Raw genomic sequence first — 19,623 nt, 5'->3', positions numbered from 1 at the left:
TTCCACAAGCCTCATCCCATGAACGTCCTGCGTTTCGCCGATCTGATCGCCGCCGGCAAGGTGGCCGACCAGCGTGTCTTCATCCGCGCCGACCTGAACGTGCCGCTCAACGACGCCGGCCAGATCACCGAGGACACGCGCGTGCGTGCCTCCATCCCCGCGATCGAGATGGCCCTGAAGGCCGGCGCCGCGGTGATGGTGACCTCGCACCTGGGCCGCCCGACCGAGGGCGAGTTCAAGCCCGAGGACTCGCTGGCGCCGGTCGCCAGGCGCCTGGGCGAGCTGATGGGCCGCGAGGTGCCGCTGGTGGCGGACTGGGTCGACGGCGTCGACGTGAAGCCGGGCCAGGTGGTGCTGCTCGAGAACTGCCGCGTCAACAAGGGCGAGAAGAAGAACAGCGAGGCGCTGGCGAAGAAGATGGCCGCGCTGTGCGACATCTTCGTGCACGACGCCTTCGGCACCGCCCACCGCGCGGAGGCCTCGACCTATGGCATCGCGCAGTTCGCCAAGGTGGCCTGCGCCGGCCCGCTGCTGGCCGCCGAGATCGACGCCATCACCAAGGCGCTGGCCAATCCGAAGCGCCCGCTGGTGGCGATCGTCGCGGGCTCCAAGGTCTCGACCAAGCTGACCATCCTGCAGTCGCTGTCCAGGAACGTCGATGGCCTGATCGTCGGTGGCGGCATCGCCAACACCTTCATGCTGGCCGCCGGCCTGAAGATCGGCAAGTCGCTGGCCGAGCCGGACCTGCTGGCCGATGCCAAGGCCGTGATCGAGTCGATGAAGGCGCGTGGCGCCGCGGTGCCGATCCCGGTGGACGTGGTGACCGCCAAGACCTTCGCCGCCGATGCGCCGGCCACGGTCAAGGCCGCGACCGAGGTCGCCGACGACGACCTGATCCTGGACATCGGCCCCCAGACCGCCGCTCAACTGGCCGGGCAGCTCAAGGCGGCCGGCACGATCGTGTGGAACGGCCCGGTCGGCGTCTTCGAATTCGACGCCTTCGCCCATGGCACCGAGACCATCGCGCGCGCCATCGCGGCGTCGGATGCCTTCTCGATCGCCGGCGGCGGCGACACGCTGGCGGCCATCGCCAAGTACGGCATCGAGAAGGACGTCGGCTACATCTCGACCGGCGGCGGCGCCTTCCTGGAAGTGCTGGAAGGCAAGACGCTGCCCGCCTTCGAGATCCTGGCCAAGCGCGCCCAGGGCTGATCGTCCCGCGCCGCGGGCCTCAAGCCGAGGCCGAGCACGCCCGCTCCCGCAGGACCGGCGCAGGCACGGGCCGCGCGGCCGGCGCGGGCGCCCGCGTGCTCAGCGTGAGGGCCGCGATGACCAGCGCCGCGCCTATCCACTCCTGCATCGCCGGATGCTGGCCGAGCGCCACGCTCATCAGCAGCGCCGACACCGGCACCCCGTTCAGGAACAGCGTTCCCCGTGACGCGCCGAGCTGCCGCACGCCGAAGTTGAAGGCGACGACCGCGGCGACCGTCGGCACGGCCGCGATGTAGAGCAGGTGCGGAGCGACCGGCGCCAGGTCCTGCCAACCCGGCGCGGCGATCCAGCCGGCCGCGGTCGCGGCTGCGGCGAAGCCGATCTGCCACGGCAGCGCCGCGAGCGCGGTCAGGCCGGTGTACTCGAGCGGGCTCAGGTCCGGCACCTTCGCCGCGCCGCGGGTGTAGCTCACCCAACCGATCGTTCCCAGCAGCGTCAGCGCGTCGCCGAGCAGCATGTGCGCCGGTCCATCGGTCCGGCCCAGCACGCCGGAGACCATCACGACGCCGCTCAGCGCCAGCACCGCCGCGCCGGCGACACCCAGGCCGGGCCGGTGGCCGTCGAGCACCCAGCGCAGCAGCAGGGTGGTGAGCGGCATCGTCGCCATCAGCACCGCGCCGTGCGATGGCAGCGACAGCTTGAGCCCCTCCAGCACCAGGATGCCGAAGAAGCCGTAGCCCAGCACGCCGAAGCCGGTCAGCAGCCGCCAGTGGGCGCGCAGCTTGGCCCAGGGCCGTTGGCCGAAGCAGGCCACCAGCAGCGCCATGCCGATGCCCGCGAGCAGGTAGCGCACGGCGGTGAACCAGATCGGATCGAGCCGGCCCAGCACCGGCTTGCCCACGAGGAAGAGGCTGCCCCAGGAGATGGCGGCGAACAGCATGGCCGCGGTGGCGGCATAGGGATTGGCGGGAGTCATGGAGCCCTTCGCTTTCGGAGAGGTCGATGGCATGCAGTCTGGGCACCGGCGCGCGCGCGGTCCATGCGCATCTTTGGAAGGGGCGTTTGAAGAATCCGAACGCGCGCCCGCGGCGACTCGTCACAATCCCGGCCCATGGAGCTGTACCAGCTGAAGAGCTTTCTGGCCGTCGTGGCCGAACGGAACCTGACCCGCGCCGCGGAGAAGGTGTTCACCAGCGTGCCGGCCGTGAGCGCCCAGATCAAGGCGCTCGAGGAGGAGCTCGGCGTGCAGCTGTTCGAGCGCAGCTCGCGCGGCATGGCGCTGACGCCGGCGGGCGAGCGGCTCGCCGACGAGGCGCGGCGCACGCTCGACGCGGCGCAGCGCCTGCGCCAGGCGGCCGCGCAGATCCGCGGCGAAGTGCGCGGCCTGCTGCGCATGGGCACCGTCTCCGACCCGCTGGCGCTGCGTCTGGGCGAGGTGATGGTGAAGCTCGCCGAGCGCCATCCCGGCATCGGGCTGCAGCTGATGCAGCGGCTGTCGCTGCACAGCGTGCAGGCGCTGCGCCGCGGTGAGGTCGACTGCGCCTACGTGCTGTATGACGGTGAGCATGCCGAGGGCCTGGCGGTGCATCGGCTGCGGCGCATGGAGCTGGCCGTGGCCGTGCCGCGGCGCTTCGCGGACCGGGAGTGGCCGGTGTCGCGCGACGCGCTGCTCGCGTTGCCGTGGATCGGCACGCCGCCGGACTGCGGCCTGCGTCCCGCCGCCGAGCGCCTGTTCCAGAGCGCCGGCCGCGAGCCGCCGCACAGCCTGATGGCCGAGACCGAGGCCGCCGTGCGCGGCATGGTCGCGAGCGGGCTCGGCGCGGCGGTGCTGCGCATCGACCAGGCGCGGGCCGCGGTGGAGGCCGGCGAGCTCCGCATCTGGCCGCACTGGCAGGACGAGACCTGGCTGTGCTGGCTCCAGAAGGAGGGGCCGGAAGATCACGCGCTGACCGTGCTGCGCGAGCTGATCCAGGAAGTCTGGGAAGACCGGAAAGACGGCTGAGCGGGTCATTCCTCGACCGACCGGTCGGGCTGCGATACTCCGCCGACGACAACGGAGACTGGCCACGTGGACACCCTGCTGATTGCGACCGATGCGCGCGGCGTCGCGCGCGTGACGATGAACCGGCCGGAGGTGTTCAACGCCTTCGACGAGGCCATGATCGCGGCGCTCGATGCCGCCTTCGAACGCCTGGGCCGCGACCCGGCCGTGCGGGTCGTCGTGCTCGACGGCGCCGGCAAGGCCTTCAGCGCCGGGGCGGACCTGCAGTGGATGAAGCGTGCGTCGGAGGCGACGCAGGAGTGGAACGTCGAGGACGCGCGCCGCTTCGCCGGCATGCTCGACCGGATCGCGCGCTGCCCCAAGCCGACGCTCGCGAAGGTGCATGGCGTGGCGCTGGGCGGCGGCGTCGGCCTGACGCTGGCCTGCGACATCGCCATCGCCTCCGCCGGCGCCCAGTTCGCCGTCAGCGAGGCCCGCTTCGGCATCCTGCCGTCGGTGATCGGCCCGTACGTGATGAACGCCGTGGGTCCGCGGGAGGCGCGGCGGCTCGCGCTCACCGCCAGCCGCATTCCGGCCGCCGAGGCGCTGCGCATCGGCATGCTGCATGAGGTCGTCGAGAGCGACGCGGCCGGTGGACTCGACGCGGCCGTCGAGCGCTGGATCGCCGAACTGCTGATGAACGGCCCGCAGGCGCAGGCCGAGATCAAGGCGCTGTTCGCGCAGCTCGAGGTCGGACCGGTCAACGGCGAGGTGCGCGAGCTGACCGCGCAGACCATCGCTCGCGTCCGCATGGGCGCGGAGGCCAAGGAGGGCTTCGCCGCCTTCCTCGGCAAGCGGCCGGCCGCCTGGGTGCCGAAGGCCGGCGGCGGCGCGGATTGACGCGCGGCATCCTCTCTTTCCGGATTCATCGGGATCGACCTGGGAGACAGCAATGACGGCATCGACGGGAACCTGGCGCATCGCGGGCGCCGACGCGGCGCGGGCACCGGTGGCGGTGATCGGCGCGGGCGTGATGGGCGCGGGCATCGCGCAGGTGGCGGCGCAGGCGGGCCATCCGGTCCGGCTCATGGACCTGCGCGAAGGCGCCGCCGCGGCGGCGATCGCGCAGATCGGCAAGGCGCTCGACGGCCTGGTGGCGAAGGGGCGCATGGAACAGGACGCGCGCGACGCGGTGCTGGCCCGCATGTCGCCGGCGGGATCGACCGCGGAGCTGGCGGACGCCGCGCTCGTGATCGAGGTGATCGTCGAGAAGCTCGAGCCCAAGCAGGCGCTGCTGCGCGAGCTCGACGCGCTGCTGCCGCCCGATGCCTTGATCGCGTCCAACACCTCGTCGATCAGCATCACCGCGCTGGCCAACGGCATGGCGACGCCGCGCCGCCTCGTCGGCATGCACTTCTTCAACCCGGTGCCGCTGATGAAGCTGGTCGAGGTCGTCTGGGGCGCGGAGACGGACGCCGGCGCCGCGCAGGCGATCGAGGCGCTGTCGCGCCGCTGGGGCAAGACGCCGGTGCATGCGAAGTCGACGCCCGGCTTCATCGTCAACCGCATCGCACGCCCCTATTACGCCGAGACGCTGCAGCTGCTGCAGGAGCAGGCCGGCAGTCCGGCCCAGCTGGACCGCGCGCTGCGCGGGGCCGGCTTCCGCATGGGGCCTTGCGAGCTGATGGACCTGATCGGCCACGACACCAACTACCTGGTCACGCAGTCCGTCTTCGAGGCCAACTTCGGCGACAAGCGCTATCAGCCCTCACTGGTGCAGAAGGCGCTCGTCGATGGCGGCCGCCTTGGACGCAAGGCTGGCCGGGGCTTCTACGAGGGCGCGCCCGGCACCGCCGCGCCGGTCGCGGTGATCGATGGCGACGTCGGCGCGGTGACGCTGTCGGGCCGCGGCCCGCTGGTGGAGCTGCTGGGGGGCTGGATGGCGACCCGCGGTGTCGCGTTCGAGCGCGATGAGACGGCCGACTGGAACGGTGTCGCGGTCGAAGGCGTCCAGCTGCATCTCACGCGCGGGCGCTGCGCCGCGCAACTCGCGCGGGAGCGCAGCCAGCCCGGCCTCGCGGTGATCGACTGGCCGCTCATGCCCGACCGGCTCGATGGCCTGGCGATCGCCTTCGGGCCGCGCGTCGACAACGTCCAGCAGACGCATGCCGAGACGCTGCTGCGGCGCCTCGGCTGGGAGCCGCTGGTGCTGCGCGACGTGCCGGGCCTTGCGGTCGCCCGCACGATCGCGATGCTGATCAACGAGGGCGCCGATGCCGTCTGGCAGGGCGTCTGCGACGAGGCCGGCGCCGACACCGCGATGAAGCTGGGCGTGAACTATCCCGCCGGTCCCTTCGAGTGGCTCGCGCAACTGGGCGCGCCGCTCGTCGTCGACGCGCTCGAGGGGCTCCACGAGGCCTATCGCAGCGAGCGCTACCGGATCAGCCCGCTGCTGCGACAGCGCCTCTGGGCCTGAACGGGCTGGACCGGCCAGAACCGGCCCGGACGCCAGTCCTCGCGTCCGGACATGAAAAAGCGCCCCTCGGGGCGCTTTCTCGTTGAGCCGCGGGAGCCTCAGAGCAGCATGCGCAGGTGCGCTTGCGCCTGCAGCAGCGGCGGCAGGCAGTGCTCGACCATCTGTTCCATGCTCATGCGGGTCGCGTGGACGCTGATGGCCATCGCGGCAACGGTGTCGCCCTTGTAGTTCTTCAGCGGCACGGCCACCGAGCGCAGGCCTTGTTCCAGCTCCTGGTCGATCAGCGCGTAGCCTTGGGCGCGGGCGCGGGCGATCTCGATGCGCAGGCGTTCCGGGTGGGTGATCGTGTGCGGGGTCAGCGCCGTCAGTTCCTGGCGGGCGATGAAGGCATCGACTTCCGCCTGCGGCTGCGCCGCCAGCAGCACGCGGCCATTGCCGGTGCAGTAGGCCGGCACACGGGTGCCCGGCTGCAGCGTCGGCGAGACCACGCGGCCCGCGCTCGTCGCGGAGATGCAGATCACGTCGTTGCCATCAAGCACGCCGGCCGACGAGGCTTCCTTCATCGCGTAGGCCAGCTTGTGCAGCTCGGGCTCGATGATGCGGGGCAGGCGGGCGGAGTGCATGTAGCTCTGGCCCAGGCGCAGCACCTTGGGGGTCAGCGCGAACATCTTGCGGTCCTGCGAGACGAAGCCCAGGTGGGTCAGCGTCAGCAGGTAGCGGCGGGCGGCCGCGCGGGTCAGGCCGGTGCGGCCGGCGACTTCGCTGATGGTGAGGCGGGGACGTTCCTGATCGAAGGCTTCGATCACGGCCAGGCCTTTTTCCAGGCCGGCGACCAGGTCCCGCTTGAGCGGGCCGGTACGGACTTCAGCATCAGGGGCGGGGGCGACCACCGGGATGGCGGTCAGGTCTTCATCGTGGGCTCGAGCAGCGGACATGGCAGGGGGGAGGACGTGCGTTTGACGCCCAAATCTGCTGGGCGTAAGCAGGTGATGTCCACGACTATAGGGACAACCCTGTGAAGAATGTTTGCCAGGGCAATTGTTTTGATCCGCAAATCGCACCCTTGTGCATCATTTTGGTGCATTTGCCGTGCAGCACGCCCCACGGCCTGATAAAGGTCGCGTCAATGGGCGTTCAGCGGGAGAAAAGGGCGCGAAACCGCGATCGGTTGGACGCTAAGCGGGTCGTCAATAGTCAGACATCATGCTTGTCGCCGCATACCCTACATATATGAGCGGTATGCGCCATCAAACTTAGCCAGTATCCCACGCCCTGTGCGATTGGCGCCTGCGTAGTCCTACGCGCGCCCATGACTATTTTTTAATCGCCCCAAACCGTTGGATATGGGTTCGAGAAGGGCGATCGCTCCCGCGCTGCACCAGGATGAGGTCGTACAACTCCCGCCGCGCCGCAGAGGCTGGCGGGCAATTGTCAGACTATTGATGTGGGGTCCGGAACGCGCCTCCCGGCGCGCCGGAGTCCTTCAGACGCGCTCGACGACGAGCGCGATGCCCTGACCGACACCGATGCACATCGTGCAGAGCGCGTAGCGGCCGTTGATGCGATGAAGCTGGTTGATCGCCGTGGTGACCAGGCGGGCGCCGCTGGCGCCAAGCGGATGTCCGAGCGCGATCGCGCCGCCGTTCGGGTTCACGCGCGGGTCGTCGTCGCGCAGGCCGAGGTCGCGCAGCACGGCCAGCCCCTGGGCGGCGAAGGCCTCGTTCAGCTCGATGACGTCCATCTGGTCGAGCGAAAGGCCGACCTGCGCCAGCACCTTGCGGCTTGCCGGCGCGGGGCCGATGCCCATGATGCGCGGCGCCACGCCCGCCGTGGCCATGCCCAGCACGCGGGCCCGCGGCGTGAGGCCATGGCGGGCGATGGCGGCTTCGCCGGCCATCAGCAGCGCGCAGCTGCCGTCGTTGACGCCGGACGCGTTACCCGCGGTCACGCTACCGTCCGGTCGGACGACGCCCTTGAGCCGGGACAGCGCCTCCAGGCTGGTTTCGCGCGGGTGCTCGTCCTGGCGCACGACGACCGCGTCGCCCTTCTTCTGCGGGATCGTGACCGGGCAGATCTCCGCGTCGAAGAAGCCGCTGCGCTGAGCCGCCAGCGCCTTGGTCTGGCTGGCCAGCGCCATGCGGTCCTGGGCTTCGCGCTCGATGCCGAAATCGGTGGCGACGTTCTCGGCCGTCTCCGGCATCGAGTCGACGCCATGGCGCGCCTTCATCGCCGCGTTGACGAAGCGCCAGCCGATCGTGGTGTCGTAGATCGCATTCGCGCGCGAAAAGGCGGATTCGGCCTTCGGCATCACGAACGGGGCGCGGCTCATGCTCTCGACGCCGCCGGCGATCAGGAGCTGCGCTTCGCCGGCGCGGATCGCGCGGGCGGCGCTGCCGACCGCATCCATGCCGGAGCCGCACAGCCGGTTCAGCGTCACGCCCGGCACGCCGATCGGCAGCCCCGCCAGCAGCGCGGACATGCGCGCGACGTTGCGGTTGTCCTCGCCGGCCTGGTTCGCGCAGCCGTAGAACACGTCGTCCAGGGCCTCCCAGTCCAGCCCGGGTTGGCGCGCCATCAGCGCCTGGATCGGGACGGCGCCCAGATCATCCGCGCGGACCGGCGAGAGCGCCCCGCCATAACGCCCGAACGGCGTGCGCTGGGCGTCGCAAACGAACGCATGCATGCAAGGTCTCCTGAATATTTATGAGAATGGCGGTTCCGGGGGATCATAGGGGCCCCCAGGAAAAACCTGTGACAAGTTGCACGCGGGCTCCGTGATCATGCGGGAAGCCGCGCGGCTGACCCGCTTTTCATTTAAGTTGCGCCCCATGGCAGCCGAAGCTGCAGGACGAGGGCGCCTGAACCCGGGCGCGGAACGACAAGAATGAAGGACAGATCGGCCGATCCGCTCATCGATGTGAACCAGCTGAAAGTCGGGATGTTCATCCATCTCGACCTCGGCTGGATGTCACATCCGTTTCCGCTCAGCAGCTTCAAGCTGAGCTCGGAAGAGCAACTGCTGATCCTGCGCCGGCTGGGTCTGAAGCAGGTGCGCTGGAGCCCTGGCAAGAGCGAGCTGCCGCTGGAGGCGACGCCGATGCCGTCGCCGGTGCCCGCGCCGGCGGTCGTGGCCGAGAGCCGCACCGCCGAGGACGAGGCCCGCGAGCGCCATCGCCGCCTGCTGGCCGAGCAGCGCGAGGCGCTGCTGCTGTGCGAGCGCCAGTACGCCGAAGCCTCGACCGCGCTGCGCGACCTGATCGACCTGGTGCCCCGCGATCCGACGGACGCGCGCGACCGCTCGTCCGCGTTGTCCCGCGCCTTGCTGGACAAGATGCTGATCGAGGGCGACATCAACATCCGCCTGCTCAACGAAGGCGCCGGTGACCGCGGGACCGCGCATGCGTTGAACGTCGCCGTGATCGCGCTGCTGCTGGGCCGCGCCTTCGGGCTGGGCCGCGACGAGATGCTCGATCTCGGCCAGGGCGCGCTGCTGCACGACATCGGCAAGATGGAGCTCACGCCCCGCTTCCGCCATCGCGACGACAGCTTCACCGCCGCCGAGGTCGCCGCCTACCAGCAGCACGTTGCCAAGGGCGTGATGTGGGGGCAGAAGATGGGCATCGGCGCCGGTCCGCTGCTGATCATCGCGCAGCACCACGAACACGCCGACGGCAGCGGCTTCCCGCAGCGCCTGAACGCTGATCGCATGAGCATCGGCGCGCGCATCGTGGCGCTGGTCAACCGCTTCGACGGCCTGTGCAATCCGCTGCTGAGTTCCAAGGCGATGACGCCGCATGAGGCGCTGTCCCTGATGTTCGCGCAGGGGCGCAGCCGCTTCGACGCGACCATGCTCAACGCGTTCATCCGCATGATGGGCGTCTACCCGCCGGGCTCCGCGGTCCAGTTGACCGACGACCGCTACGCGCTGGTCGTGGCCGTCAACTCGTCGCGTCCCCTCAAGCCCAAGGTCATGGTTCACGATGCCAAGGTGCCGCGTGACGAAGCGCTGGTGCTGAATCTGGAAGAACTGCCCGACCTCGGCATCCGCCGCAGCGTGAAGCCGCAGCAGTTGCCGCGAGCCTCGCTGGACTACCTGAGCCCGCGCAGCCGCATCGCCTATTTCTTCGAGTCAGCCGGCCCGATGGCGACGCCGCCTCCGCCTCCGGGAGAAATGGCCGCATGAGCTTCCCGGCCGCCCGCATCGCCGCCGCCGCGTCGCCCGCGGCGTTCAACACCGCCTTCCTGCCGCTGATCGACGGCCTGCAGGAGGCGGTGTGGCTCGTGGATGCCCGCACGCATTGCGTCGTGGCGGTGAACGCGGCCTCGCAGCAACTGCTCGGCCAGCCGGCGAAGGACCTGGTCGGCGCGAGCATCGAGTCGCTGGCATCGACGCCCGAGGACGCCCTGTTCTGGATGGATGCCGCGATCGGCCGCCGCGAAAGCCTGCACACCGACACGATGATGCGGCACGCCGACGGCCGCATGCTGTGGGTGTCGCGCCGCATCAGCCATGTGACGCAGCCGCAGGGCGACGGGCTGTGGCTGGTCGCGATGCGCGACCAGACCCAGCAGCGCCAGCACGACGAGGAGCGCGAGACACTGCTCGCCGAATTGCGCGCGACGCTCGAATCGACCGCGGACGGCATCCTCGTCACGGACCTGGCCGGCCGCATCCGCAGCTTCAACCAGCGGCTCGCGTCGCTGTGGGGCATTCCCGAGGACCTGCTCAACGAGCGCAACGACGAGGCCGTGCAGGCCTGGATGCGGCGCAGCGTCGTCGATGGCGCCGCTTACGCGATGCGGCTAGGCGCGATCCAGGAGTCGCCGCTGCTGCATACGAGCGACAACCTCAAGCTGATCGACGGCCGCGTGCTCGAGCGCGTGTCGCTGCCGCAGTGGAGCCGCGGGCGGCCGATCGGGCGCGTGTACTCGTTCCGCGATCTCAGCGAGAAGCTCGCCGCGCACCAGCGCATCGAGGAGCTGTCCCACAACGACATGCTCACCGGGCTGCCGAACCGCCGCGCGCTGATGGAGCGCGTCGACTACGCGCAGGCCATGGCCCGCCGCGAGACCACACCGTTCGCGCTGCTCAACGTCGACCTGGACCGCTTCAAGCAGATCAACGACACGCTGGGGCACTCGTACGGCGACCGCGTGCTGAAGGAAGTCGCGCTGCGGCTGAAGGAATCGCTGCGCGAGGTCGACACGGTCGCGCGCCTGGACGGCGACGAGTTCGCGCTGCTGATCCATCAGGCCGACGCGCGGGGCGCCGAGCACGCCGCGCGGCGCGTGCAGGAGGCGATGTCGCGGCCGTTCTGCTTCGATACGCTCAGCTTCACCGTCACCTGCAGCACCGGCATCGCGCTGTTCCCCGGCGATGGCGCGGGCGCCGAGGAGCTGCTCGCCAGCGCCGAGCGCGCGATGCACTGGGTCAAGGAGAGCGGCCGCAGCGCGTTCCGCTTCCACCAGCCGCGCAAGGACGTGGACCTGCTGTCGCGGATGCGGCTCGACCACGCGATGCGCCAGGCCTTGCAGGAGCGGGAGTTCCGGCTCCACTTCCAGCCGCAGGTCGCGCTCGAGACCGGTGAGCTGATCGGCGCCGAGGCGCTGATCCGCTGGCGCGATCCGCTGCGCGGCGACGTGCCGCCGTCCGAGTTCATTCCGGTCGCCGAGGAGAGCGGCTTCATCGTCGCGATCGGCCAATGGGTGCTGCAGCAGGCCGTGGCGCAGGCGGCGGCATGGCTCCAGAAGGGCCTGCGCGTGCCGGTGGCGGTCAACGTGTCGGCGCTGCAGTTCCAGCAGACCCAGTTCGTCGAACAGGTCGCGCAGGCGCTGCGCGCCTATGACCTGCCGCCGTCGCTGCTGGAGCTCGAACTCACCGAGTCCGTGCTGCTGCGCGACGCCGAGGAGGCGCTGCATCGGATGCAGGCGCTGTCCGAGCTCGGCGTGCTGATGGCGATCGACGACTTCGGCACCGGCTATTCCAGCCTCGGCTACCTGAAGCGCTTCCCCATCCAGCGCCTCAAGATCGACCGCAGTTTCGTCAAGGGACTGCCCGGCGATGCCAGCGACGCGGGCATCGTCAACGCGATCATCCAGATGGGGCGCGCGCTGAACCTGAAGGTCATCGCCGAGGGCGTTGAGACCGAGGCCCAGCGCGACTTCCTCGCCCGCTGCGGCTGCCATGAATACCAGGGCTTCCTGTGCGCGCCGGCGTTGGAGACACGCGCCTTCGAGGAGCGCCACGCCCAGATCGCGGCCGAGGTCGAGGCGGCGAAGGCGGCAATGGCCCAGCGGACCGCGGCGCCGCGTCCGGCACGCGCCTCGGTGCACCTGTTGCGCGGCGGCTGAGCGCGGCCGTCATACCGGCAGCCTTCCGTTTCGCGGCGGCAATCCGGTCCGCCCCTGAGCGGGGTCGGGAGACCTCTCCACAGACGCGGGCGCGAGGGCGGCACAATGCGCCGATGGCCGTCGTCGACGGCCGGGAGACAAGCGTGCTGTACAAGTTCAAGTCGAAGGCCGGTGCGGACGTGATCATGCTGGCCGCGCACGGTGACCGGGCGCTCGAGACGCTGGGCCGCGGCGCGTCGCCGCAGGGCATCTTCCAGGCGGCCGACCTGCCGGCGCTGATCGAGCGCGGCGAGGCCGCCATCGCGCAGGAGCAGCAGGCGCTCGACCGAGCCGCCGAGGAGGCTCGGGCCGAGGGCCGCAAGCCGCCACCCGCGCCCGAGGTCATGCTGCGCCAGCGCCTGTGGCCGCTGCTCGAGCTGATGCGCGCCGCGCAGGCCGCCAACACCGATGTGGTCTGGGGCGTCTGAGTGGAGTCGACGCTGATCCTGGCGATCCGGCACGGCGAGACCGCCTGGAACCGCGAAGGCCGGCTGCAAGGCCATCTGAACCTGCCGCTCAATGAGCTCGGCCTGCGCCAGGCGCGGCGCCTCGGTGAAGCGCTGGCCGATCAGGTCATCGATGCGGTCTATTCGAGCGACCTCGACCGCGCGGCGGTCACCGCGCGCCATGTGGCCGCGCCGCACGGACTCGAGGTGCGCCTGGACGAGCGGCTGCGCGAACGCGCGTTCGGCGTTCACGAGGGCAAGCTCTGGACCGAGATCGAGGCCTCGTTCCCCGAGGATGCGTTGCGGTGGCGCCGCCGCGATCCCGATTTCCAGCCGCCGGGCGGCGAGAGCCTGACGATGCTGCACGCGCGGGTCACCGCCGTCGTTTCGGAGCTGGCGGCGCGGCATGCGGGCCAGACCATCGCGGTGGTCGCGCATGGCGGGGTGCTGGACTGCCTTTACCGCGCCGCGACCCGCATCGACCTGCAGGCGCCCAGGAGCTGGGTGCTGGGTAACGCCAGCGTCAACCGGCTGCTGCATTCGCCGCAGGGCTTCACGCTGGTGGGCTGGAACGACGACCAGCACCTGCAGGGGCTGACGCTCGACGACCCGGGCGTGCCGGGCTTCATCCCGGCCACGCCGCAGGCGATCAAGGCCTGACCCGCCGAGGGGCGGCCGCGGGCCGCCGGCATCGAAAGAGGCGCCGCATCGAGCGCCCGTCGAGGAGACCATGACCGACGCACAGATCATCGTGCTGGCCACGCCCGTGTTCTTCGCCCTGATCGGGCTGGAGTACTGGGTCGGCGTGCGCCGTGGCCGCAACACCTACCGGCTCAACGACGCGATCAGCAGCATCGCGCTGGGCATGCTCAGCCAGGTGGTGGGCGTGCTGACCAAGCTGTTCACGCTGGGCATCTACACCTGGGTCTTCGAGCGCGCGGCGTTGACGCGGCTCGACGCTGGCGCCTGGTGGGTATGGCTGACCGGCCTGCTGCTGTACGACTTCCTCTATTACTGGCATCACCGGCTCGGCCACACGACCGCGCTGCTCTGGGCCGCCCACGCGGTCCATCACCAGAGCGAGGACTACAACCTGTCCACCGCGCTGCGCCAGACGGGCAGCGGCTGGCTGGCCGGCTGGATCTTCTACATGCCGATGGCCATCCTGGGCTTCCCGCCGCTGGTCTACGCGGTGGTGGCGCTGGTGGACCTGCTGTACCAGTTCTGGGTCCACACGCAGCAGATCGGCAAGCTTGGATGGTTCGACCGCTGGTTCTGTTCGCCATCGAACCACCGCGTGCATCACGCCGTCAACGACCCCTATCTCGACCGCAACTACGGCGGAATCCTCGTCATCTGGGACCGGATGTTCGGGAGCTTCCAGGAAGAACTGGACGGGGAGCGCTGCGTCTACGGCACCCGCGACGCCCTGCGAAGCTGGAACCCCTGGACCGCCAACGTGCAGGTCTACGCGAGGCTGCTGGCCAAGAGCCGGCGCACGCCGCGCTGGCGGGACAAGCTGCGTCTGTGGTGGGAGCCCGCGCACTGGGAGCCGGGCATCGGCGCGCGCATCGCGCCCGGCTACGACCCGCTCCAGCGGCCGCTGTTCGACCCGAAGGTCCCGTCCTCGCACGCGGGGGCGGCGATGGCCGCCTTCGTCGCGCTGCTTGGCGGGGTCGCGCTGTTCCTCTGGAACGCCCATCGTCTGAGCCCGCCGCAGCAGCTCGCCGTGCTGGCGGCACTGCTGGCGGGGCAGGTCTTGACGGCGTGGCTTTTGACGCCCCGCGCCACTCAGGAACACCCCTAACGGGGAACTGTTGCAATTTCGCGTCGGGCGTGATGGGTGCGTGCAACGCACTTCTATACTCCGCACACCTTGCAGTAAAGCCATTGAGCCAGACCGGCTGAAACCTCCAACTGATGAAGGTGGGTATGAAAAAGATTGCATTCGCTGCGGCCATCGCGGCTCTCTCCGTCCCGGCGTTCGCGCAAAGCTCCGTCACGCTTTGGGGCCGCATCAACACCTCGGTGGAAAGCATCAAGCGCGGTGACAACGATCGCGTCGCCTCGGTGATCAACAACAACTCGCGTCTGGGCTTCAAGGGCACCGAAGACCTGGGTGGCGGCCTGAAGGCCAGCTTCGCGCTGGAACACGGCCTGAACTCCGACGACGGCCGCCAGACCAACGCGGCGTTCTGGAACCGTGAAGCGAGCGTGCAGCTGTCGGGCGATTTCGGCGCGATCCGCCTGGGCCGCTGGACCCCCGGCTCGTACTACGCCACCGCCGACTACGTGTCGATGCACAACCACGACACCGGCACGTCGGAAGACAAGCTGTACTCGGGTGCCGGCTTCACGCAGACCAACAAGGTCGGCTACTTCACCCCGAACATCAACGGCTTCAACGGCGAGTTCGCCGTCCACGCCGGCGAAGGCGCTCCTGGCGAAGCCCGCGGCTACGACGTGGCGCTGAACTACGACCAAGGCCCGATGCACCTGGGCGCTGGCTACAGCAAGCAAGGTCCGGCCAAGCAGTACGCGATCCGCGGCCTGTACGAACTGGGCGCGTTCACCTTCGGCGGCTACGCGCAGCGTGAAGAGTCGGGCACCCCGCAATCGCCGGGCGCCAAGGACAACCGCTGGATCGGCCGCGCCGCCGTGATGTACACGATGGGCCAGTCGGAATTCCACCTGAACGTCGGCGGCACCAAGGCTGGCGCCTACTCCTTCGGCAACGGTCGTTACGGCGGCAAGCAGTACACGCTGGCCTACAACTACAACCTGAGCAAGCGCACCAAGGTCTACGCGTTCTACACGGCCGTGGACGCGAACACTCCCAACAAGGTGGACGACCTGAGCTCGTTCGCCGTGGGTGTCCGCCACAACTTCTGATCTTCGGATCAGTCAGCAGAAAGGCGCTCCTCGGAGCGCCTTTTTCATTGGAGCCGCGCCGGTGGCGCGTGCCTTCAGTCGAACAGCTGCCCCGCCTGCTTGGGCGGCGCCACGCCCAGGTGGCGATAGGCCGCCAGCGTCGCGATGCGGCCGCGCGGCGTGCGCTGCAGGAATCCCTGCTGGATCAGGTAGGGCTCAATGACGTCCTCGATGGTGCCGGGCTCCTCGCCAATCGCGGCGGCGACGTTGTCCAGACCCACCGGCCCGCCGTCGAAGCGGTGCACCACCGCCTCCAGCAGCTTGCGGTCCATCAGGTCGAATCCCAGCGGATCGACATCCAGCATCGCCAGCGCCTTCTCCGCGATCGTGCGGGTGATGGTGCCGTCGGCCTTGACCTCGGCGTAGTCGCGCACGCGGCGCAGCAGCCGGTTCGCGATCCGCGGCGTGCCGCGCGAGCGCCGCGCCACTTCCAAGGCGCCCGCCGGCTCGATCGCCGCGCCCAGCAGCGACGCGGAACGCGTGACGATGCGCTGCAGCTCCTCGGCCGTGTAGAACTCCAGCCGCGCCACGATGCCGAAGCGGTCTCGCAGCGGGTTGGTCAGCATGCCGGCACGCGTCGTGGCGCCCACCAGCGTGAACGGCTGCAGGTCCAGCTTGATCGAGCGCGCCGCCGGCCCTTCGCCGATCATGATGTCGATCTGATAGTCCTCCAGTGCCGGATACAGGATTTCCTCGACGACCGGCGACAGCCGATGGATCTCGTCGATGAACAGCACGTCGTTGCGCTCGAGGTTGGTCAGGATCGCCGCCAGGTCCTTGGGCTTTTCGAGCACCGGCCCACTGGTCTGGCGCAGATTGACGCCCAGCTCGGCGGCGACGATGTGGCTCAGCGTCGTCTTGCCCAGGCCGGGCGGGCCGAACAGCAGCACATGGTCGAGCGCCTCGCGCCGCTTCTTCGCGGCGCCGATGAAGATCTCCAGCTGCTCGCGCGCCTTGGCCTGGCCGACATATTCGTCGAGCAGCTTGGGGCGCAGCGCGCGCTCGATCGCGTCCTCGTTCGGCGAGGCCGGCTGCGCGCTGATCAGGCGGGCCTGCTGGGGCGCGGGCGTGAAGTCGTCGGTCTGGATGCTCATGGCGCGGAGGGGGGCGGGGCGGACGTCGCGGGTCGGCCGATCATGACAGGTGCTTCATCGCCAGCTTGATGCCTTCGCTGACGCCGATGTCCGCCGGCAGCGTCTTCAGCGCGGCGCCGGCTTCCTTCTCGCTGTAGCCCAGCGCGACCAGCGCCTGCAGGATGTCCGCCTGGGCGTCATTGGCCACCGACACGGGCAGCGACAGATCCGGACTGAGCTTGCCCTTGAGCTCCAGCAGCAGCCGTTCGGCGGTCTTCTTGCCGATGCCTGGCACCTTCACCAGCCGGCCGGTCTCCTGCTTCGAGATCGCCTGCGCCAGGTCGCCCACCGTCATGCCCGAGAGCAGCGACAGCGCCATCTTCGGCCCGACGCCGCTGATCTTGATCAGCAGGCGGAAGGTGTTGCGCTCCTCGGGCGTCAGGAAGCCGAAGAGCACATGCGCGTCCTCGCGGATGCTCAGGTGGGTCAGCAGCGAGGCGCGTTCGCCCAGGCCCGGGAGGTTGAAGAAGGTGCTCATCGGCACGTCGACTTCGTAGCCGACGCCTTGCACGTCGATGAGGACCTGCGGAGGCGATTTTTCCGCGATGACGCCGGTGAGCTTGCCGATCATGGGCGGGGATTATCCGCGTTCGCCGGCCGTTCGACGGCGATTTGCTGGATGTCCGTCCAGTATTTTCCCGGGGCCGGCGGCGATGGCCGGCGCCGCGCTCAGTTGCGTCCGAACAGGCCCAGCCGCTGCGCCTCCAGCGCGGCCTCGGCGCGCGAGCTCACGTTGAGCTTGCGGTAGATCTGCTTGACGTAGTCGGCGATGGTGTGGCGCGACAGGCCCAGCTGCACGCCGATCTCCGGCAGCGTGAAGCCCTTGGCGACGCGCAGCAGGACCTCGGTCTCGCGGTCGGTCAGGGACACCTCGTGCAGCACCTGCGCCGCCTGCGGCCGGCGCTGGGAGGTGAAATAGGCGATGACCTTGCGGGCGATCGACGGCGACAGCGGCGGCTCGCCCTGGCTGATGCGCTGCAGCTGCTCGACCAGCAACTCGCGCGACTGCTCCTTGAGCAGGTAGCCGAAGGCGCCGGCCTGCAGCGCGGGGAACAGGTGCTCGTCGTCGTCATGGATGGTGACGATGACGGACTGGACCTCGGGCTGCTTCTCGCGCAGCGCGGAGATCACCTCGACGCCGGAGCCATCGGGCAATCCCAGGTCGAGCAGGGCCAGCGTGAAGCGCTGGCTGTTGACCTGCTGCAGCGCGTCCTGCACCCGCGAGCATTCGGTGACGACCGCGTTGGCGAAGACCTGTTTCACCAGCACCTTGAGCCAGGCGCGGATTTCGGGAATGTCTTCGAGGAGCAGGATGTGGTTCATGGCGCGGGATTCTTGCTCAGGAAATCGACACCCGCCGGGAAGCTGGCGGGTGGATGCAACGGTACGGCTTTCTCGGTGGGCTGACCATCCCGATCAACGCCCGAGTGTGGCGTCCGCGGCAATGGATCACGCCGCGGGCCCGATCGCGGCGCGCCCGCGAGGCGAAGCGCGATCAGAGCGCGATCAGAGCGGGATCGTGAGCCGGATCACGGTGCCCCAGCCAGGGCCGGACTCGACCAGGCACTGGCCGTGCATCTGCTTGGCGCGGGCCTTCATGCTGGCCATGCCGTGTCCCTTGTCCAGGCGACCTTCGAGTTCGAGCGGAATGCCCTGGCCGTTGTCCTGGATCACCACCGAGAAATAGCCGTCCTGCGCCGAGCAGCTGATGACGCAGTGGGTGGCGCCGCTGTGCTTGATGATGTTGCTGACCGATTCGCGCAGGATGCGCGTCGTCTGGACGTAGGCGCGGGCGGGGAAGGTGTGCTCGATGTCCTCGGAGGGCGATTTCCACTCGGCCAGGATGTTGGCCTGCGCCAGCCGCGAGACGACCTCCGCGCGCCAGTCGCCGAGCGCGTCCAGCAACTGGACCGGCTTGCCGGTCAGGCCGCGCACCGACAGGCGCATCTCCTCGAGCGCCTCGCGCGCGAGCGTGGAGATCCGGTCCGACTCGCTGGTGTGGACGATGGTCAGCAGCTTGGCGCCGAGGTCGTCGTGCAGGTCCGCGGCGATGCGCTTGCGCTCGCGCTCGGTGACCTGCTCCAGCTTGGCCTCGGCGACCTGGTCGAAGTGGCGCTCGAGCTCGGCGATGCGTTCCTGCAGCCGCAGCTCGCCTTGCAGCACGGCCAGCTCCGACTGCGTCAGCGCCCGGGCGAACTCGCGCACGCGCTGCAGTCCCAATCCGATCAGCGACAGCGGGCCCAGGATGCCGGCCAGCCCGCTGCCGGGCAGGGTCCAGGCGGCCACCACCGCCAGCGCGCCAAAGCCGACCAGCACGCAGCTGATGACGAAGTCGGACGGCGGGTAGCGCTCCTCGAGGGTGGGCAGGAACATGTCCTGCCAGCGCTGCCACAAGTGCCAGGCCATCACGATCAGCAACTCGGCGCCCAGCCACCAGAGCGCGAAGGCGGCGATGCGCGCCGATGGCACCGGCAGCAGCAGCGCGGCGGGGAAGAGCAGTGCCTGCGCGATCAGCAGGCGATGCAGGCGCGGGTCGCGGCGGCGCATGCGCCGCATCAGGTAGTGCACCGCGCACCAGAGAAGCCAGGGCGCGAGGATCACGGCGACCGCCGACGGCCAGGGCGTCAGCGGCGCCAGCCCGACCATGAGGATCCAGCCCGGCATCAGGGCCAGCAGCCAGCCGATGTGGCGCTGCGCGCGCCGCTGCCAGATCAGCAGCCCCAGCACGAAGGCCATCAGCACCAGCGCCGACTGGAGCCCGTACGCGAGCAGCGGGGCCAGCCGGGACCAGACCGCGGCGAAGGAGCCGGGCGCGGCGCCCGTGCCGCCGGCGGTCGCGGCGTCGGCCACCTGGGCCAGGCACACCGGCACGGCCAGCGACAGCGCCGCCGCGATGCCGGCCGTGACACGCCGCGATCCGCCTCCTCGCGCCGGCGCAGTCTCGCCGCGGCAGGCCCTGCTCCCTTGTTGTTCTGAGGTCCGCTGCATGGGGGGCGATTGTGCAGGCGCGACAGGCACGCGGCGCACCGCCGCGCCACAATACCGCCCGCAACC

Annotated in this window: 17 protein-coding genes; 10 read left to right on the top strand and 7 right to left on the bottom strand. The window is 69.9% G+C overall.

Features of this window, described 5'->3' with window-relative positions; all coding sequences use genetic code 11:
* The first annotated feature begins 18 nt into the window (after positions 1-18).
* Positions 19-1,212, top strand: coding sequence for a phosphoglycerate kinase (locus tag ACEN96_RS26365; protein ID WP_495585964.1), 1,194 nt, complete (start codon positions 19-21; stop codon positions 1,210-1,212).
* 19 nt (positions 1,213-1,231) lie between these two features.
* Here the strand turns inward: ACEN96_RS26365 and ACEN96_RS26360 are convergent, their stop codons facing one another.
* Entirely contained in the window at positions 1,232-2,188 is a 957-nt protein-coding gene (locus ACEN96_RS26360; protein ID WP_495585963.1) for a DMT family transporter, read from the bottom strand.
* Between the two features lie 135 nt (positions 2,189-2,323).
* Here ACEN96_RS26360 and ACEN96_RS26355 point away from each other — a divergent pair, with 135 nt between their 5' ends.
* From ACEN96_RS26355 to ACEN96_RS26345, 3 genes are all read left to right on the top strand, one after another.
* Positions 2,324-3,214: a LysR family transcriptional regulator gene (locus tag ACEN96_RS26355; RefSeq protein WP_495585962.1), complete on the top strand. Its 891-nt coding sequence runs from the start codon at positions 2,324-2,326 to the stop codon at positions 3,212-3,214.
* Between the two features lie 66 nt (positions 3,215-3,280).
* Complete coding sequence (locus tag ACEN96_RS26350) at positions 3,281-4,093, top strand: enoyl-CoA hydratase-related protein (protein ID WP_495585961.1); 813 nt, start codon at positions 3,281-3,283, stop codon at positions 4,091-4,093.
* A 52-nt stretch (positions 4,094-4,145) separates the two neighbouring features.
* On the top strand, positions 4,146-5,669 hold the full coding sequence (locus ACEN96_RS26345) for a 3-hydroxyacyl-CoA dehydrogenase (RefSeq protein WP_495585960.1): 1,524 nt from the start codon (positions 4,146-4,148) through the stop codon (positions 5,667-5,669).
* Positions 5,670-5,767: 98 nt separating this feature from the next.
* Here the strand turns inward: ACEN96_RS26345 and ACEN96_RS26340 are convergent, their stop codons facing one another.
* A complete protein-coding gene (locus ACEN96_RS26340) occupies positions 5,768-6,604 on the bottom strand; it encodes an IclR family transcriptional regulator domain-containing protein (protein WP_495585959.1) in 837 nt (278 codons plus the stop codon).
* A 548-nt stretch (positions 6,605-7,152) separates the two neighbouring features.
* Positions 7,153-8,352 carry a 3-oxoadipyl-CoA thiolase gene (gene pcaF / locus ACEN96_RS26335; protein WP_495585958.1) on the bottom strand — a complete coding sequence of 400 codons (1,200 nt, stop codon included), beginning with the start codon at positions 8,350-8,352 and terminating at the stop codon, positions 7,153-7,155.
* A gap of 201 nt (positions 8,353-8,553) precedes the next feature.
* Between pcaF and ACEN96_RS26330 the strand changes: the two genes are divergently transcribed.
* The 6 genes from ACEN96_RS26330 (at position 8,554) to ACEN96_RS26305 (ending at position 15,397) form a co-directional block, all read left to right on the top strand.
* Positions 8,554-9,852 carry a cyclic di-GMP phosphodiesterase gene (locus tag ACEN96_RS26330; protein WP_495585957.1) on the top strand — a complete coding sequence of 433 codons (1,299 nt, stop codon included), beginning with the start codon at positions 8,554-8,556 and terminating at the stop codon, positions 9,850-9,852.
* On the top strand, positions 9,849-12,020 hold the full coding sequence (locus tag ACEN96_RS26325; RefSeq protein WP_495585956.1) for a putative bifunctional diguanylate cyclase/phosphodiesterase: 2,172 nt from the start codon (positions 9,849-9,851) through the stop codon (positions 12,018-12,020). Before ACEN96_RS26330 ends, ACEN96_RS26325 begins: the two co-directional genes overlap by 4 nt.
* A 113-nt stretch (positions 12,021-12,133) precedes the next feature.
* Positions 12,134-12,487 (top strand): DUF1840 domain-containing protein, encoded by a 354-nt coding sequence (locus ACEN96_RS26320; protein ID WP_495585955.1) that lies wholly within the window; start codon positions 12,134-12,136, stop codon positions 12,485-12,487.
* On the top strand, positions 12,488-13,165 hold the full coding sequence (locus ACEN96_RS26315) for a histidine phosphatase family protein (protein ID WP_495585954.1): 678 nt from the start codon (positions 12,488-12,490) through the stop codon (positions 13,163-13,165).
* Positions 13,166-13,235: 70 nt separating this feature from the next.
* Positions 13,236-14,312 (top strand): sterol desaturase family protein, encoded by a 1,077-nt coding sequence (locus tag ACEN96_RS26310; protein WP_495585953.1) that lies wholly within the window; start codon positions 13,236-13,238, stop codon positions 14,310-14,312.
* Between the two features lie 125 nt (positions 14,313-14,437).
* Positions 14,438-15,397 (top strand): porin, encoded by a 960-nt coding sequence (locus ACEN96_RS26305; protein ID WP_495585952.1) that lies wholly within the window; start codon positions 14,438-14,440, stop codon positions 15,395-15,397.
* Positions 15,398-15,471: 74 nt separating this feature from the next.
* Here the strand turns inward: ACEN96_RS26305 and ruvB are convergent, their stop codons facing one another.
* The 4 genes from ruvB to ACEN96_RS26285 all read right to left on the bottom strand — a co-directional run bounded on the left by ruvB (position 15,472) and on the right by ACEN96_RS26285 (position 19,557).
* Positions 15,472-16,530, bottom strand: a complete 1,059-nt coding sequence (gene ruvB, locus ACEN96_RS26300; protein WP_495585951.1) for a Holliday junction branch migration DNA helicase RuvB — start codon at positions 16,528-16,530, stop codon at positions 15,472-15,474.
* Positions 16,531-16,570: 40 nt separating this feature from the next.
* Positions 16,571-17,140: a Holliday junction branch migration protein RuvA gene (ruvA, locus tag ACEN96_RS26295; protein ID WP_495585950.1), complete on the bottom strand. Its 570-nt coding sequence runs from the start codon at positions 17,138-17,140 to the stop codon at positions 16,571-16,573.
* Between the two features lie 98 nt (positions 17,141-17,238).
* Entirely contained in the window at positions 17,239-17,892 is a 654-nt protein-coding gene (locus tag ACEN96_RS26290; RefSeq protein ID WP_495585949.1) for a response regulator, read from the bottom strand.
* 183 nt (positions 17,893-18,075) lie between these two features.
* Positions 18,076-19,557, bottom strand: a complete 1,482-nt coding sequence (locus tag ACEN96_RS26285; RefSeq protein ID WP_495585948.1) for a sensor histidine kinase — start codon at positions 19,555-19,557, stop codon at positions 18,076-18,078.
* Positions 19,558-19,623 lie beyond the last annotated feature (66 nt).

The sequence above is a fragment of the Roseateles sp. Mitsp63 genome (assembly GCF_059491535.1).
This window is presented reverse-complemented; position numbering and strand designations above follow the sequence as displayed.

Bases quoted from the DNA above. Each gene is read 5' to 3' on its own strand.
- ACEN96_RS26365 (WP_495585964.1), top strand. From the start codon at position 19: ATGAACGTCCTGCGTTTCGCCGATCTGATCGCCGCCGGCAAGGTGGCC.
- ACEN96_RS26360 (WP_495585963.1), bottom strand. From the start codon at position 2,188: ATGACTCCCGCCAATCCCTATGCCGCCACCGCGGCCATGCTGTTCGCC.
- ACEN96_RS26355 (WP_495585962.1), top strand. From the start codon at position 2,324: ATGGAGCTGTACCAGCTGAAGAGCTTTCTGGCCGTCGTGGCCGAACGG.
- ACEN96_RS26345 (WP_495585960.1), top strand. From the start codon at position 4,146: ATGACGGCATCGACGGGAACCTGGCGCATCGCGGGCGCCGACGCGGCG.
- ACEN96_RS26340 (WP_495585959.1), bottom strand. From the start codon at position 6,604: ATGTCCGCTGCTCGAGCCCACGATGAAGACCTGACCGCCATCCCGGTG.
- pcaF (WP_495585958.1), bottom strand. From the start codon at position 8,352: ATGCATGCGTTCGTTTGCGACGCCCAGCGCACGCCGTTCGGGCGTTAT.
- ACEN96_RS26330 (WP_495585957.1), top strand. From the start codon at position 8,554: ATGAAGGACAGATCGGCCGATCCGCTCATCGATGTGAACCAGCTGAAA.
- ACEN96_RS26325 (WP_495585956.1), top strand. From the start codon at position 9,849: ATGAGCTTCCCGGCCGCCCGCATCGCCGCCGCCGCGTCGCCCGCGGCG.
- ACEN96_RS26320 (WP_495585955.1), top strand. From the start codon at position 12,134: ATGGCCGTCGTCGACGGCCGGGAGACAAGCGTGCTGTACAAGTTCAAG.
- ACEN96_RS26310 (WP_495585953.1), top strand. From the start codon at position 13,236: ATGACCGACGCACAGATCATCGTGCTGGCCACGCCCGTGTTCTTCGCC.
- ACEN96_RS26305 (WP_495585952.1), top strand. From the start codon at position 14,438: ATGAAAAAGATTGCATTCGCTGCGGCCATCGCGGCTCTCTCCGTCCCG.
- ruvB (WP_495585951.1), bottom strand. From the start codon at position 16,530: ATGAGCATCCAGACCGACGACTTCACGCCCGCGCCCCAGCAGGCCCGC.
- ruvA (WP_495585950.1), bottom strand. From the start codon at position 17,140: ATGATCGGCAAGCTCACCGGCGTCATCGCGGAAAAATCGCCTCCGCAG.
- ACEN96_RS26290 (WP_495585949.1), bottom strand. From the start codon at position 17,892: ATGAACCACATCCTGCTCCTCGAAGACATTCCCGAAATCCGCGCCTGG.
- ACEN96_RS26285 (WP_495585948.1), bottom strand. From the start codon at position 19,557: ATGCAGCGGACCTCAGAACAACAAGGGAGCAGGGCCTGCCGCGGCGAG.